This is a genomic window from uncultured Anaerotruncus sp. (assembly GCF_902490045.1).
GTDB lineage: Bacteria > Bacillota > Clostridia > Oscillospirales > Ruminococcaceae > Anaerotruncus.
The window spans coordinates 1-14,234 of record NZ_CABUCJ010000012.1 but is presented as its reverse complement, the minus strand read 5'-3'; the positions used below and the strand labels follow the sequence as shown (position 1 = coordinate 14,234).

Here is a 14,234-nt window from a genome sequence, read left to right as displayed (position 1 = left end):
ATGGCAAACTATCAGATCGGCGTGATGAACGGGGACGACATCGGCCTTGAAATCGTGCCGGTTGCGGTGGACGTACTGAAAAAAGCGGCGGAGCGTTATCCCGGACTGAAGATCGATTGGGTGCCCCTGCCGATCGGCTACACATCGTTCCTCGAGCACGGCACAACCCTCCTGCCCGAGGTGCGGGAGAAGCTGTACACGCTGGACGGGTGGATTCTCGGCCCGATCGGGCATATGGCGTATCCCAAGGATCAGCCCGGATGCTTCAACCCGCATCCGATTTTACGCCGGGAGTATGATCTGGTCTCCAACATCCGGCCGGCAAAATCCTACGCGGCGGTTCCCTGCATCAATCAGAACGTCGACATGGTCATCGTCAGGGAAAACAACGAGGGCTTCCAGCCCGACCGGAATATGTTCCGGGGCACCAGCGACTGCATGCCCACCCCCGACATGGCGCTTTCCCTCAGGGTGATTACGAGGCGGAACAGCACGCTGGTGGCGCGCGAGGGCTTTGAGCTGGCCCGCCGCCGGGGCGGGATCAAAAAGGTGACGGCCATCCACAAGAACACCGTTTTCAAGCTCGGATGCGGGCTTTTCATTGAGGCCTGCCGCGACGTCGCGAAGGAATACCCGGATGTTGCATTTGAGACGGCTGTGGTGGATACCTTCGCGATGAAGATGCTCATGCGGCCCCAGGACTACGACGTCGTTGTCACGACCAACCTGTTCGGGGACATCCTCTCCGACGAGGCGGCGGGGCTTGTCGGCGGGCTCGGCATGGCGGCCGGGCTGTGCGCGGGGCCAAACTACTGCATGGCGCAGGCCACGCACGGCTCGGCGCCGGATATCGCGGGCAGGGGCGTCGCCAACCCGTTCGCGATGATCAAATCCGCCCAGATGATGCTCAACTGGCTGGGCGGCCGCAGCCAGGACGACGAGGCGGTCAGCGCCGCCGCGGACATCGAGCGGGCCATGGAGGCGGTGCTCCCCGACAAGGCGTCGGTGACGCCCGACCTCGGCGGCTCTGCGTCGACCGCCCAGATGGGACAGGCGATCTGCCGCCTGCTTGAAAAAGAAAAGGAGTGACGGTTTCGCGTCACTCCTTCGGGAAAAGCTCGCCGCAGTAGTCCTGCATGATCTGGATGAAGTCCTTTGCATAGCGGGTCAGATGTGCGTCGTGCCGGCGCATCATATTGAACGCCGTGTAGGTGCGGATGGGATACTTGGACCCGACGGAGAAAAACCGCAGATCCATCTGCCGGACGGTGTCGCTCGTCGCAAAAAACTCCGGGACAAAGGTGGCCCCCAGGCCTTTGGCGGCCATGCGGATGGCGGTTTCGATATTGGCGGTAAGCAGCGTTCTCGACGGGGAGAATTTGTGCTGTGCGAACAGCTGGTCGGACATAAAACGCGTATGGTGGCCGGGATTGAGCAGGATAAACCGTTCCCCGGAAAGCTCGTCCAAATCCAGCCACGCCCTCCCGCCGTTCTCCTGCGGCAGGGCGTCCTCCACAGAGGGGTGCGTCTTTGGCAGCGCGAGCAGGAACTCCTCCTCGAAGAGAGGCTGTACGGTAAACTTGTAGATGCTGTTCACCGGTCCCTTTGCGATCACAAGGTCGATCAGGCCGCCGGCAAGCTGGCTTTCCAGATGGTCCGAATTTTCCTCAAACAGCGTGACCTCCACGTTGGGATATTTCTTTTGGAAGCGCGCCAGCACCTCCGGGAAAAGCAGCGGGCTCCGCATGAAGGTGGTGCCGACCCGCAGCATTCCCCGGATGGTATCGTCGGAGCTTAAAAGGTCCCGCGTCATATCCTCGTAGATGGCGATCATATCGCGCGCGGCCCGCACGTAGTGCTTTCCGGCGTCGGTCAGCAGGATGTTTCGGCCGGAGGGTTCCAGAATTTTCACGTTCAGGGTTTCCTCCAGATTCTTGATATACTTGCTGAGCGCGGGCTGCGAGATATACAGGTGCTCCGCCGCTCTTGTGATGTTCCCGTATTTTTCGATCGCGAGGATATATTGCAGTTCTTTCAACAGCATGCCGGCACCTGCTCCCATCATTCATTCCTGTTTGTTATCAAAACGCGGGATTGGAAAGCGTGACTATAAATTTAAGTTTATATGAAAATGCACATTTTTTCAAGCAGGGCGGATAAGGATGAATAAAAAATTGATATGGCAGCGGGAAACGCCTGAAAAGAGGTGACGGAAGACGGACCCGGCGGAAAGCGCGTGAGGCCGCACACCCCGCGCTTTCAGGGGGATTGAAACAGGATTGTGAAAAAATCGGTTGGAATAGGAACAATGAAGTGGAAGAAGGAGTGTCAAAAATGAAAAAGGTATTATGTATGGCGCTTTGTCTGGCGTTGGTATTCGCTCTGGCGGCCTGCGGCGCGAACGGAGCTCCCGCGGCGAGCGCGCCCGCGGCCTCCGGTGCCGACGCGCCCGCGGCGGAGAACGCCGGAAGCGCCGAAGCCGCGGGATGGGTCCCCACCAAGGACGTCGAGATCGTCACACACTCCGGCGTCGGCGCGGGCGGCGATTTGATCGGGCGCGCCGTGATCGAGGCGTCCCAGAGCCTGGTGCCGGAAAATATGTTCATGCAGAACAAAAAGGGGTCCGCAGGCTCGAACGTATGGGCCTACGTCAAGGAGGGGAAGACCGACGGCAACACGCTGATCGTCGGCACGCCCACCAACTTCCTCTGGTATTACAACGCCAACAACGGAATGAATATCATTGAAGACCTGGTGCCCCTCTGCCGTTTGCAGCTGGAGCCGCAGCTCCTGGTGGTGCAGGCGAAGGGACCCTATCAGAGCATCGACGACTTCAAGGAGGCCTACAAGGCCGGCAACGCGACCATCGCCGGCGAAGCCAGCGGCGGCCCGGCCTGGATGTGCGCGATGACGATGGCCGAGGCGCTGGGCTGCTCCGCCTCCTACATCCCCTACAGCGACGGCGGCGAGGCCATCACCGGCCTTCTCGGCGGCAACGTGGACGCGGCGTTCATCCAGTACAGCGAGGGCATCGACCAGGTCAAGGCCGGCGAGCTGAAGGTCCTGGCGTTCGCCTCCGAGGAGCGCGAGGAAAGCGACCCTGATATCCCCACCCTGACGGAATCCGGCGTGGACTTTGTCTTCCCGCAGTGGCGCGGCCTGTTCGTGCGCAAGGGCACCTCCGACGAGGCAATCGCATACTGGGAGAAGATCTTTGCCGAGAGCTCCCAGACGGAGTCCTTCCAAAAATGGCTGGCCGATTCCGGAAGCCTGGACGGCTGGATGGGACATGAGGAGTTTTACGCGTTCTGCGTCGAGCAGGACAAGGTGGTCACCGATATGATTGCAAGGTTTGGAACCGGCGAATAAACCGCTTCAGCCTGCCGAAGAGCATGCCCGGGCCGCCTGCGGAATCCGGCGCGGCCCGGGGATCTCTTCAGGCGGCTGCCTGCTCCCGCAGGCGGGTTACAAGAAGGGTGTTTTATGAAGAAGAAAAAATATGTGGATATAATCTCGAGCATCCTGCTGATTACCCTCGGCGTCGTCTATTTTTATGCGTCCACCCAGTTCCCGGAGGCGCTGACGGTGGAGCCGCTGGGACCGGGAGGGTTTCCGCAGTTTATGGCGGTCATCCTAGTCGCGCTCAGCGCATATGTGCTGGTCAAGGCGGTGCTGGACCGGTCCGAGGACGCCAACAGCGCGACGAAATTTACGCGGAGGGACCTCGGGTGCCTGCTGGTGATGATGGGCGCGCTCGTGCTCTACGTTGTGCTCATGCGGATTTTGGGCTATGCGGTTTCGACCTTCCTGTTCTCAGCGGCCTGCTTTTCGCTTCTGGGCGCGACGTGGAAAAAGCCTCTGTCAATCCTGCTCCCGTCGGCCGCCATGGCCCTCGTGTGCTACCTGCTGTTCAAGGTGCTCTTCAGAGCTGACCTGCCCAGCGGGTTCCTGATTTAAGCCGGAAAGGAGAGTGGAACTGGATGACTACGTTAGAACTTTGGAAAGAAATATTTTCCGCGTTCTCCATTCCCGGTGTGCTTTGGGTGTTCGCGGGGGTCACATGGGGAATTTTTGGCGGCGCGCTCCCCGGCGTGACGGCTTCGCTGGCAATGTCGCTGGTGCTGCCGTTCACCATCGCGCTGGACCCGGTCACCGCGTTTATGCTGCTGGCGGCGGTCTATGTCGGCGCGGAATACGGCGGCAGCATCCCGGCGATCCTGCTGTCCGTCCCCGGCACGCCCGCCAACGCGCCCACCGCCCTGGACGGGCACCAGATGCACCTGAGCGGCAAGAGCGGCAAGGCGCTCGGCTATTCCCTCATAGGCGGATCCTTCGGCAGCTTCTTCGGCGGCGTGATCGGCGTCTTCATGCTGGGCCTGCTCGTAAAGATCTCGCTGCTGCTGGACCCCTCCGCGTTTTTCGCGCTTGCGCTGTTCGGCCTGTCGGCGGTGGTCAGCATGTCCAAGGGCAATATGGTAAAGGGCTTTATTTCCGTCATTCTCGGGATCATGCTCGGGACCATCGGCTCTGACAATTTTACCGGCATGACCCGTTTTACGATGGGGATGATCCAGCTCGGCGACGGCGTCAGCGACGTCCCCGCCGTGGTGGGCCTGGTGGCGGCCTCCGAGCTGTTCGGCCAGGTGATCCGGCAGATGCAGGAAAAGAAGCTCGTCTCGGCCATGCTGGGCAAGCTCGACTATACCTTTACAACAATCAGGGAGTTTTTTGCCTGCATCAAAGTCGCGATACTCAGCATGTTCACGGGCATTGTGGTCGGCGTGATGCCCGGCGCGGGCCCGACCATCTCCTCGTTTATCGCCTACAACGAGGCCCGCCGGATCTCCAAGGACGGCGACAAATTCGGCACCGGCGTCCCGGACGGGATCGTCGCCCCGGAGGTCGCCAACAATGCCTGCGTTCCCGCGGCGGTCGTCCCGCTGCTCTCGTTCGGCATCCCCGGCTCCACCTCGGCGGCCATCATGCTGGGCGCCATGGTTATGCACGGCATGCGCCCCGGCCCACTGCTGGCGCAGAACAACCCGGAGGCGCTCGGCGCGGTGTTCCTGGGAATCCTGCTGGCCTGCCCCTGCCTGCTGATCGTCGGGCGGCTCTTCCTCAAGCCGTGGGTCAAGGTGACCGCGATTCCCCCGCACTATCTGGACACGATCATCCTCTGCCTGCTGGTGGTGGGCTCCCTGGCGCTCAACGAGGGCGTCTTTGCAGTCGGGATCCTGCTGGTCTGCTCTTTCGCCGGCTACCTGCTGAAGCTGGCGGGGTATAACCCCATCGCGGTGGTGCTGGGCTTTGTCCTTTCCCAGCTGGTGGAGGACAACCTGCGCCGCGCGGTGCTTCTGAGCAAGGGCTCGCTCATGACCTTTGTCACCCACCCGATTACGCTGGCGCTGCTGCTGCTCACCGCGGCGTCCGTCATTTTCGGTCTGAAAAAGAAGAAGCGGGAAGCCAAGGCGGCTTGAAATTAAAAAATATGATTGATGAAACAGGAGTGAACGATGGCTTACGTATTGGAGCCGATCTCCATTGGGAAGGTGGAGCTGAAAAACCGGATTGTCTTCCCATCCATGTGCGTGTTCTTCTGCGACGCGGAAGGCTACATAAACGACGCGATGCTTGAATATGTGCGCGAGCGCGCCCGCGGCGGCGCGGGGCTGCTCGTCATCCCGGGCAGCCCCCACGGGAAGGTTGGCCCGGGCCGGCCGGCGCTCTCCCACAACGGTTACATCCCGGGATGGAAGGCCCTGGCGGACGTGGCGCATGAAAACGGCGCGAAGCTGTTCTGCCAGCTGCACCCGGCAAAGTTCCAGGCGGGCCGCGGGGTCAGCGTCGAGGACATCAACGAATTCACCACCGACGATATCCGGCGGCTGGTCGACAGCTATGCGGAGTGCGCCCTGCGCGCCAGGCGCGCAGGCGTGGACGGCGTCGAAATCCACGGCGCGCACGCGCACGAGGTGGCGCAGTTCCTGTCGCCCTTTTACAACAGGCGTACGGACGCGTTCGGCGGTTCGGTGGAAAAACGCGCGCAGTTCGGCGTGAAAATCGTCGAGGGCATCAAGCGGAAAACCGGCGCGGACTATCCGCTCATATTTCGCATCAGTGGGGACGAGATGGTCGACGGGGGCAGGAGGATCGACGAGACGGCTGAGATCGCCAGGCTGCTCGAACAGGCGGGCGCGGACGCGATCCACGTCTCCTGCGGGATGCCGGAATCGGAATATGCCATCTCCGCGCCGATGGACATCGAGGCGATGTTCAATGTGGACAACGCCGCGAAGGTCAAGGAGGCCGTCTCCATCCCGGTCATCGCGGTCAACCGTATCGTCGACATGGAGCAGGCCGACGAGGTGATCAGGAGCGGAAAGGCCGACCTGGTGTCCATGGCGCGCGCGCAGCTCGCCGATCCGGACATCGTCGCCAAATACGAGGGAAGGGCCTCCGGACCGGTCCGGCACTGCATCGGATGCAACCAGGGCTGCCGCGACGCGGCGCGCTATAAAAAAATTCGCTGCATGCAGAACGCGCGCCTCGGGTTTGAAGCCGTGCTGAACTTCGTCCCGGCGACGGAGGAGGAAAAGAAGCAGAAGATCCTGATCGCCGGCGCGGGGCCGGCCGGGCTGGAAGCCGCGTACGACCTCAGCCTGCGGGGATTTCGCCCGGTGGTCTGCGAACAGGAGGACCGGGCCGGCGGCCTGATCAACCTGGCGAAGCTGCCGCCGCATAAAAAGAGCATGCAGGAGATCACGAATTTCCGCGTCGACGCGCTCAAACAGGCCGGCATCGAAATCCGTTACCGGACCAGGGTCACGCCCGAACTGCTCGAGCGGGAGAAACCGGACGTGCTCATTGTCGCGACGGGCAGCGCAGCCGCGGTCCCGCCGATTCCGGGCGTGGACGGGGACCGCGTCGTGACGGGCGACGAGCTTCTCGCGGGGCGCAGGACGCTGCGGGGCGAACATTTCGTGGTGCTGGGCGGCGGCCTGGTGGGCTGTGAGGCGGCGGATTATCTGGCGCAGAACGGAAGCCGTGTGGAGATCGTGGAGATGACCGACAAGCTGGCGGCCGACCTCAACCAGAGCCGCAGGCATTTCCTCCTGAAGAGCCTTTCCGAGCACGGGGTCGCGGCGCACCTGCTGACGCGCGTGCGGGAGATCGCCCTGCCCGACGTGCGCGTGGACGCGCAGGACTACGGCTTCACCATTCAAAACGTCGACGGCGTGGTGGTGGCCGCGGGCAGGAAATCCGTAAACGAGCTGTCCGAGCAGGCGAGGCGGGTCCTTCCCGGCGCGCGGATCTATGTGATCGGCGACGCGGACCAGCCGGGCGTCGCGCTCGACGCCATCCAGCAGGGCGCCCGCGCGGCCGCCCGGGTTTAATTGGAGGTGAGGGTGTGAACAAACGGTCGGTTCTAAAAGGGATGCTTCAGGATGATCAGACCTATTTTGTCCCAGGCGTCTTTGACTGCCTCGGGGCGCTCGCCGTCGAGGCGGCCGGCTTCCGGTCGGCGCTGATCTCGGGGAACGCGGTTTCGGCGTCGGTATTCGGCCTGCCAGATCTGGGCCTGCTCACGATGACGGAGGTCGCGCAGACCTCCTCCCGCATTGCAAACGCGGTGCAGATCCCGGTGATCGCCGACGCGGACACGGGCTACGGGCAGCCGCTCAATTTCATGCGCGCCGTCCGGGAGTTTGAACGGGGCGGCGTGGCGGGCATCCATCTGGAGGATCAGGTCTCTCCGAAAAAATGCGCCTATTACGGCGGGCTGCATGAGGTCGTGCCCGCGGACGAGTTCGTCAGAAAGCTCAAGGCGGGAATCGACGCGAGGGAGACGCGGGACTTCTGCATCATCGCCCGCACCGACGCCCTCGTGAGCTACGGCGTCGACGAGGCGGTCTCCCGGGCAAACAGATATCTGGACAGCGGCGCGGACGCGGCGTTTGTCGTGGGCTGCTCCACGGTGGAGGAGATTGAAACGGTCGCCCGCGCGGTGCATGGGCCGCTCGTCATCAATATCAACGACACCAGCGAGCTCAACCGGTGCACGCCGGAGCTCTTCCGCCAGATGCGCGTCAAACTGGTCCTGTATCCCGCCACGCTGCGCTCCCTGGCTTTAAGGCAGTCCCTCGAAGTGATGCGCGGCCTGCACAAAAACGGCAATACGCAGGCCGACCTGGCAAGGCTGGCGACCCTCGAGGAGTTCCAGGATGTGACCAGAGTAAAGGCGTATACCGAAAAGGAATACCACTATTCCAAATGACGGCGCGGGAGAAGATGAGATGGCAACTGTAGTAGAAAAAATATTCGCGGCCAAAACCGGAAAAGACGTAAAGGCCGGCGATATCGTGGTGGTGGAGGTGGACGCCTGCATGATCCACGACGTCAACGGGCCTTCCGCGGTGAAAAATTTCGGCCAGATCGCCGCAAACGTAAAATCACCGTCGCACCACCTGGTTGCGCTGGACCATTTCGCCCCCTGTCCCAATGCGAGCGCGGGGAACAACCATATTTTGCTGCGCGGCTTTGCAAGGGAGCATGGAATCCAGCTGGTGGACGCCTGCAGGGGCGTCTGCCACCAGGCGATGCTGGAATCGGGCAAGCTGCGCCCGGGAAATATCGCCGTGGGCACGGACTCCCACTCCTGCACCTACGGGGTGCTGAACCTGTTCAGCACGGGGGTGGGCGCAGCCGAAGCGGCCGTGGTCTTCGCGAGCGACCAGTGCTGGTTCAAAATCCCGCAGACGATCCGGGTGGACTTTGTGGGAAGGCGCCCGGAAAAGGTGCTCGGCAAGGACGTCGCGCTCGAACTGATCCGCATCCTCGGGGAAGCCGGCGCCGCCTACCAGTGCGTGGAATTCGGCGGGGAGGCCGTGTCGGAGCTCAGCTTCGACAGCCGCGCCACCATCTGCAACATGATGATCGAGTCGGGCGCCAAGGGCGCGATCATGCCCTGCGATGAAATCACCCGGCGCTGGCTCGAGGCGCACGGCGTGTCGGAGGCCTCCGGCGTGGAGCCGGACGCCGGCGCGCAGTACAGCAGGAGAATCGAGATCGACCTTTCAAAGCTGCGCCCGCTGGCGGCTGTCCCTCCGCACATCGACCACGCGGCCGCCGCCGGGGAGCTCAACCATGTGAAGGTGGACCAGGTCGTGATCGGCTCCTGCACAAACGGGCGCTATGAGGATATCGCGCTGGCGGCGGAAATCCTGCGGGGCAGGAAGGTCCACGACGGTGTCCGGCTGCTGGTGTTCCCCGCCTCCCGGGAGGTGGAGCGGGCGCTGGCCGCGGACGGCCTGCTGGAAGCGCTTTCCGCCGCGGGCGCGGCGGTTTTCCCGCCGAGCTGCGGGCCCTGCGCGGGGATCCACAACGGGCTTTTGGGGGACGGCGAGGTCGCCGTATCCACCACGAACAGGAACCTGAGCGGCCGGATGGGAAGCAAGAGCGCGCAGATTTACGTCGCCTCCCCGCTGGTCGCGGCGTATTCCGCCCTGTGCGGCTTCATATCGGACGGGGAGGTGCGGACATGACCGGAAAAGCGATCGTGCTGGGCGACGGCGTCAGCGGCGATCAGATCATCGCGGGAAGCCGGCTCGCGGGAGGAAAGAGCGAAGCCGAGGCGGTGCCCTACCTGTTTGAATCCTGCCGCAGCGATTTCGGGGACCTCTTTGCGCCGGGCGATATCCTCGCGGCGGGTGAAAATTTCGGCTGCGGGTCGTCGCGGGAGCAGATCATCCTCGTGATGAAGGCCGCCGGCATCCGGTGCGTGATCGCCAAATCGTTCAGCCGCCAGTTTTACCGCGGGGGCATCAACATGGGAATCCTCCCCGTCGTCTGTCAGGCGGAAATCCATGACGGCGACAGGGTGACGGTCGACCTGGAAAACCACTGCATCAGGATAAACGATCTGGATCCCGTGGAATTTGCACCCTTCCCCGAGCAGGTGCTCGGCTACATCTCGGAGGGCGGCCTGCTGAATTATTACAGGAAGCACCACACGCTCGAGTGAGACGCGCGGCGCCGGAAGCGGGCAGCCCCCGGGCGAATAAAAAATGAAAGGCCCCATGCGATGACGTGTCATCGCATGGGGCCTTTTATGCGTGCGGCCGCCGTACCGGGCTTTCGATCTTGGACATGTCCAGCACTTCGTTGATGAGGCTTCAAAGATGCCGGCTCGAGACGCCTGTTTTATTCAGGCAGACCTGGATCTTTTCCGGGGAGTGGAGGTTTGCCTGCGCGATGCCCCGTGTTATGCGGGCCCTCTCCGGCCGCTCTTTTTTCCCGGCGTGAGCGACATCAGCGCCCCGAGCAGGATGCCCGCGGCGGCGGGCAGCACCCAGCCGAGCCCGAGCCCCGCGAGGGGAATGCGCTTCATCGCCGGGGTGAGGATGGGGATGGACAGGCGGGCGTCCGCGAGCGCGTAGAGCACGCTGGCGGACGCGGTGAAGAGAATGGCGGCGGGATAGATTTTCCTCAGAGGGGCGATCCAGCGGTGCAAAAAGGAGAGCAGGATGAGCACGATCGCCACCGGATAGATCGCGCCGAGCACGGGGACCGAGACGGCGAGGATCTGGTTGAGCCCGAGGTTGGAGATCGCCATGCTGATGAGCGCGAAAAAGAGGGCCCACCGGCGGTAGGAGACGCGCGGGAACAGCTCGTGGAAGTATTCGCCGCAGCAGCTGATGAGGCCGATGCAGGTGTTGAGGCAGGCGATGACGAAGACGGCGGCGAGCAGGACGCTCCCGAAGGGGCCGAAGAGGGCGGAGACGAGCCGGGTGAGGGTCTCCGCGCCGTTTTCGCTGCCGGGGAACGCGCTCCCGGAAAGGGCGCCGATGTGGGCGAGCATGGCGTAGACGGCCAGAAGGACGGCGCCGGCGAGCCAGCCCGCGCGGACGGTGCCGCGCACGACGGCGCCGTCGTCCGTGACGCCGCCCGCGCGGATGTTGAGGGCGATGACGATGCCGAAGTTGAGCGCTGCGATCGTGTCCATCGTCTGGTAGCCGACGAGGAACCCCTGCGCGGCGGGATTGGACGCATACGCGCCCGTCACCGCGCCGTACCCGCCCGGGGGCCGCAGGGCGCAGCCCAGAAAGATGACGAGGATGAGCAGCAGCAGGGCGGGGCAGAGGATTTTGCCGAGCCGGTCGGTGAGCTTTTCCGGCTTGAGGGCCAGCAGGAGCGCCGCGCCGAAAAAGAGGGCGGAGTACCCGAGCTGCAGGAGCCTCACCGGGCCACCCGTTTGCAGGAAGGGGGAGACGGCCATTTCAAAGGAGGTGCTGGCGGTGCGGGGGATGGCGAGGCAGGGTCCGATGGAAAGATAGATGAGCATCGTATAGACGGCGGCGAAGCGCGGATGCACCCGCCCGGCCAGCCGGGAGAGCCCGCCCGACCGCGCCACGGCGATCACCCCGAGAATGGGAAAGCCGATGGCGCTGAGTGCGAACCCGGCCATGGCGGGCCAGGTGCTTGTCCCGGCCTGCGCGCCGAGAAAGGGCGGAAAGATCAGATTCCCCGCCCCGAAGAACATCGAAAAGAGGGTAAAGCCCACCAGGAGCAGTCGCTTTCCCCGCAGCTGCATGACATCCTCTCCGTTCCACAGGTCTTTATGCTCCTATTCTATCATGCTGGGGGACGGGTGGCAATGCCAAAGGCCGCGTCCCGCCATAGCGGGCGCGGCCTTTGGAGAGGCGCCGGGGAAGTTATGACGCGCTTCTCAACTGGAAAATTGTCATGGTCAGCGTTCCCTCCGTGGTCCTCACCGGGCTGTTGAAGGTCAGGCTGAAGACCGTCCGGGCCGGAACTTCTATCATGAATGAGACGGAGCCAAATGCGCTGGAACGTCCCGCTCCGGTCATAAAGTAAATCCCGTATTCAATATGAGGACTGCCGTTGTAGAAGGGGGTGACCTGGATAAATCCGGATTCCGAAAGCAGGGCGGACACTTCGTAGAAAATGGCGTACACGCCCGGCTCCAGACTGACGCGGGTCGAATCTGTAAGCACGATCCTGCCGGTTGGGTCCGCAATTTCCGTTTTCATGGGAATCAACGCGGCGTCCGCAAACTGTGCGCCGAAATTGATGAAGGAGGCAAACTTGCCGCTGGGAACCGGGCCGGTCGGTCCGGTTGCTCCGGTCGCGCCTGTGAGCCCCATCGGCCCCATGGGTCCCGTGGGGCCTTGGAGGCCGGGCTGCCCAATGGGGCCCGCGGGTCCCTGCGGGCCTGTGGCTCCTGTGGCGCCGGTGGGCCCGGCCGGCCCGGGAAGCCCGATGCCGGTCGGCCCGGTTGCGCCCGTGGGCCCCGTGACGCCCTGCGCGCCGATGGGGCCCTGTGCGCCGGCAGGTCCCGCAGCGCCTGTCGGTCCGGTCACGCCCGGAAGCCCCATCGGCCCCATCGGACCTGTGGGTCCTTGGAGGCCCGGCTGCCCGACGGGCCCTGCGGGTCCGGTCATCCCACGGGGCCCCGTGGGGCCGGCATTTCCGGTCGGTCCCGTAGGGCCGGCGGGGCCGGTTGGCCCCCTGGAACCGCAGCAGGGGCGGCAGCATTCGTTTGAGCGTTCGGTTGTCATATGCGTTCATCCTTTTCAGGGAAAAATCCCAGTGTTCTCCCTTCAGTTTATTCAGGGGCCGGGGGCGCCGTTCTCGTCCCCGGCGGTTAAAACCGCCGCGGCCGGATGACGCAGAAAAAAAGGAAAAATCTCCAAGAGTGGCAACCGGTTTCACGGCTGGCCCTCTTTGTTTCACCGGTTCGGCTTTGCGCTCTTTTTTCACATGCTTCCGGTGTTTAACGGCGGCGCCGTGACCGGAGGTGAGACTGCGGTCATCGGCCGTTCGCATTCCCGGCTGCTGCCGCACAATCCTTTTCAGGGATAAAATTCCATAGGAATTTCTCTAAAAAAGCCGCAGAAAAACCCGAAAGGTTTTCCTGCGGCTTTTTGGTCACAAAATTCTTAAAATTCAAACTGGAAAATAAAAAATATGATGCAAATAAAATTGAAGCATTTTGTTCGTTTGAAAAGCTGTTGGGAAAGATGTCAAAAAGTACACTTTTTGTGACTAAATTAGTCAAGAAATTTTAAGATTTTATGAACGATTTCTATTGTAATCAACACGTTTTCGTGCTATACTTTTAACAGTATTTTCCTATATATCCTAGTAATATTCAAAAATTAAAAAATTTTACTGGGAATTTCGCCAATTTCATATGGTGTACCTTTTGTGACACTTTGTATCATTAAAAGCGGTAACGAACGGGGGAAAATGGATGAGAGCCGCAATCAGACAGTATTCCGGCAACATCCCGGTGACGGTCGTTAGCGTTAATGCTGTTTCAGAGTGTGCGGTTTGCCGCCGTTCGGGCGGCGGAGGTCTGGCGGAGGCCGTTCCCCTGAGAATCGTCCAGGGGGAATTGCATAACGGCTGCTTTATGGAGAAGATTCCGTTTATCGGGCTCTACGACCTGGTCATGAAATTGGACGCTCTGCTGGACCATTTGGCATTTCCCCAGCGGGACACCGCGCTCAGATCCTTCGGAAGGGATGGAATCAGGCGCTACTGCCGAATGAAAGAGGACCTGCTTCCCCGTCTGGAACAGCCTTGGAACGAGCGCGTGATGCAGGACGGCTGGGGGCGGTGCGCGACCTTCTCGGTGCATGTGTGCGCGCGGCAGAACAGCAGCTGGCAGGGGAGCGTCCGCTGGCTGGAGGCGAAGGAGGAACGAAAGTTCCGGAGTGTGCTGGAGCTTTCCTATCTTTTGGAAAGCGCGCTGGATTTGGAACCAAAAGATGAAACGTCTGTTTAAAATATGGAATCGTTGAGGCATGGAGGGAATCAGGAATGAAGTCGCAGGGATGGGGACAGAAAACTGGTTGGAAAAAGCATACGGCGCTGCTGCTGGCGGTGCTGATGCTGATGAGTACGATCCCGGTCTTTACATACGCGGAGGATATCGTCGGGGGAGAGCCGGGGGGCGGCGCTTCCTCGTCGGGAGAAGCCGCGCCCGCGGAGGAGAGCAAACCGGAAGCGGAAAAGCCCACGGAGAGCGGTGAAAGCCCGTCGGAGGAGCGGCACCGCGACGGGGACGACAAGGGCAGCACGGACGAATACAGTCTGACGGTGACGCAGGAGGAACTCTTCACGGAGGATGGCCTCGCGGTGGAGATTACGGCGGTATCGACCTTCCCGTTCACGCGGAACCTGCATATTGAAGCGAAGGACGGCGGGAA

Annotated in this window: 13 protein-coding genes; 10 read left to right on the top strand and 3 right to left on the bottom strand. The window is 62.1% G+C overall.

The genetic code is table 11. The features are described 5' to 3' along the window. Nucleotides 1-1,089 carry an isocitrate/isopropylmalate family dehydrogenase gene (locus tag RDM88_RS02600; protein WP_308752929.1) on the top strand — a complete coding sequence of 363 codons (1,089 nt, stop codon included), beginning with the start codon at nucleotides 1-3 and terminating at the stop codon, nucleotides 1,087-1,089. Nucleotides 1,090-1,099: 10 nt separating this feature from the next. Here RDM88_RS02600 and RDM88_RS02595 read toward each other — a convergent pair whose 3' ends face one another. After that, the gene (locus RDM88_RS02595) at nucleotides 1,100-2,044 is read right to left on the bottom strand and encodes a LysR family transcriptional regulator (protein ID WP_308752927.1); all 945 of its coding nucleotides are present in this window, start codon (nucleotides 2,042-2,044) and stop codon (nucleotides 1,100-1,102) included. 290 nt (nucleotides 2,045-2,334) lie between these two features. Here RDM88_RS02595 and RDM88_RS02590 point away from each other — a divergent pair, with 290 nt between their 5' ends. The 7 genes from RDM88_RS02590 (at nucleotide 2,335) to RDM88_RS02560 (ending at nucleotide 10,021) form a co-directional block, all read left to right on the top strand. Next, nucleotides 2,335-3,369 carry a tripartite tricarboxylate transporter substrate binding protein gene (locus RDM88_RS02590; protein ID WP_308752925.1) on the top strand — a complete coding sequence of 345 codons (1,035 nt, stop codon included), beginning with the start codon at nucleotides 2,335-2,337 and terminating at the stop codon, nucleotides 3,367-3,369. A gap of 114 nt (nucleotides 3,370-3,483) precedes the next feature. Further along, entirely contained in the window at nucleotides 3,484-3,957 is a 474-nt protein-coding gene (locus RDM88_RS02585; RefSeq protein ID WP_308752923.1) for a tripartite tricarboxylate transporter TctB family protein, read from the top strand. Between the two features lie 23 nt (nucleotides 3,958-3,980). After that, complete coding sequence (locus RDM88_RS02580; RefSeq protein ID WP_308752921.1) at nucleotides 3,981-5,477, top strand: tripartite tricarboxylate transporter permease; 1,497 nt, start codon at nucleotides 3,981-3,983, stop codon at nucleotides 5,475-5,477. 36 nt (nucleotides 5,478-5,513) lie between these two features. Further along, nucleotides 5,514-7,394 carry an FAD-dependent oxidoreductase gene (locus tag RDM88_RS02575; protein WP_308752919.1) on the top strand — a complete coding sequence of 627 codons (1,881 nt, stop codon included), beginning with the start codon at nucleotides 5,514-5,516 and terminating at the stop codon, nucleotides 7,392-7,394. A gap of 14 nt (nucleotides 7,395-7,408) precedes the next feature. After that, nucleotides 7,409-8,275, top strand: a complete 867-nt coding sequence (locus tag RDM88_RS02570; protein WP_308752917.1) for an isocitrate lyase/PEP mutase family protein — start codon at nucleotides 7,409-7,411, stop codon at nucleotides 8,273-8,275. A 19-nt stretch (nucleotides 8,276-8,294) separates the two neighbouring features. Continuing rightward, nucleotides 8,295-9,542 (top strand): aconitase/3-isopropylmalate dehydratase large subunit family protein, encoded by a 1,248-nt coding sequence (locus tag RDM88_RS02565; RefSeq protein WP_308752915.1) that lies wholly within the window; start codon nucleotides 8,295-8,297, stop codon nucleotides 9,540-9,542. After that, nucleotides 9,539-10,021, top strand: coding sequence for a 3-isopropylmalate dehydratase (locus RDM88_RS02560; RefSeq protein WP_308752913.1), 483 nt, complete (start codon nucleotides 9,539-9,541; stop codon nucleotides 10,019-10,021). Before RDM88_RS02565 ends, RDM88_RS02560 begins: the two co-directional genes overlap by 4 nt. A gap of 240 nt (nucleotides 10,022-10,261) precedes the next feature. Here the strand turns inward: RDM88_RS02560 and brnQ are convergent, their stop codons facing one another. Both brnQ and RDM88_RS02550 read right to left on the bottom strand, forming a co-directional pair. Further along, nucleotides 10,262-11,590 (bottom strand): branched-chain amino acid transport system II carrier protein, encoded by a 1,329-nt coding sequence (gene brnQ / locus RDM88_RS02555; RefSeq protein ID WP_308752911.1) that lies wholly within the window; start codon nucleotides 11,588-11,590, stop codon nucleotides 10,262-10,264. Between the two features lie 121 nt (nucleotides 11,591-11,711). Further along, a complete protein-coding gene (locus RDM88_RS02550; protein WP_308752908.1) occupies nucleotides 11,712-12,164 on the bottom strand; it encodes a hypothetical protein in 453 nt (150 codons plus the stop codon). Between the two features lie 1,271 nt (nucleotides 12,165-13,435). Between RDM88_RS02550 and RDM88_RS02545 the strand changes: the two genes are divergently transcribed. Beyond that, nucleotides 13,436-13,810, top strand: a complete 375-nt coding sequence (locus RDM88_RS02545; protein ID WP_308752906.1) for a hypothetical protein — start codon at nucleotides 13,436-13,438, stop codon at nucleotides 13,808-13,810. A 35-nt stretch (nucleotides 13,811-13,845) separates the two neighbouring features. Then, nucleotides 13,846-14,234 (top strand): hypothetical protein (locus RDM88_RS02540; RefSeq protein ID WP_308752904.1); only part of this gene is annotated, 389 nt, incomplete at its 3' end.

Excerpts from the sequence above, each read along its gene's own strand:
- brnQ (WP_308752911.1), bottom strand. The coding sequence starts at position 11,590 with ATGCAGCTGCGGGGAAAGCGACTGCTCCTGGTGGGCTTTACCCTCTTT.
- RDM88_RS02545 (WP_308752906.1), top strand. The coding sequence starts at position 13,436 with ATGGAGAAGATTCCGTTTATCGGGCTCTACGACCTGGTCATGAAATTG.
- RDM88_RS02585 (WP_308752923.1), top strand. The coding sequence starts at position 3,484 with ATGAAGAAGAAAAAATATGTGGATATAATCTCGAGCATCCTGCTGATT.
- RDM88_RS02550 (WP_308752908.1), bottom strand. The coding sequence starts at position 12,164 with ATGGGGCTCACAGGCGCGACCGGAGCAACCGGACCGACCGGCCCGGTT.
- RDM88_RS02590 (WP_308752925.1), top strand. The coding sequence starts at position 2,335 with ATGAAAAAGGTATTATGTATGGCGCTTTGTCTGGCGTTGGTATTCGCT.
- RDM88_RS02575 (WP_308752919.1), top strand. The coding sequence starts at position 5,514 with ATGGCTTACGTATTGGAGCCGATCTCCATTGGGAAGGTGGAGCTGAAA.
- RDM88_RS02600 (WP_308752929.1), top strand. The coding sequence starts at position 1 with ATGGCAAACTATCAGATCGGCGTGATGAACGGGGACGACATCGGCCTT.
- RDM88_RS02580 (WP_308752921.1), top strand. The coding sequence starts at position 3,981 with ATGACTACGTTAGAACTTTGGAAAGAAATATTTTCCGCGTTCTCCATT.
- RDM88_RS02565 (WP_308752915.1), top strand. The coding sequence starts at position 8,295 with ATGGCAACTGTAGTAGAAAAAATATTCGCGGCCAAAACCGGAAAAGAC.
- RDM88_RS02595 (WP_308752927.1), bottom strand. The coding sequence starts at position 2,044 with ATGCTGTTGAAAGAACTGCAATATATCCTCGCGATCGAAAAATACGGG.
- RDM88_RS02560 (WP_308752913.1), top strand. The coding sequence starts at position 9,539 with ATGACCGGAAAAGCGATCGTGCTGGGCGACGGCGTCAGCGGCGATCAG.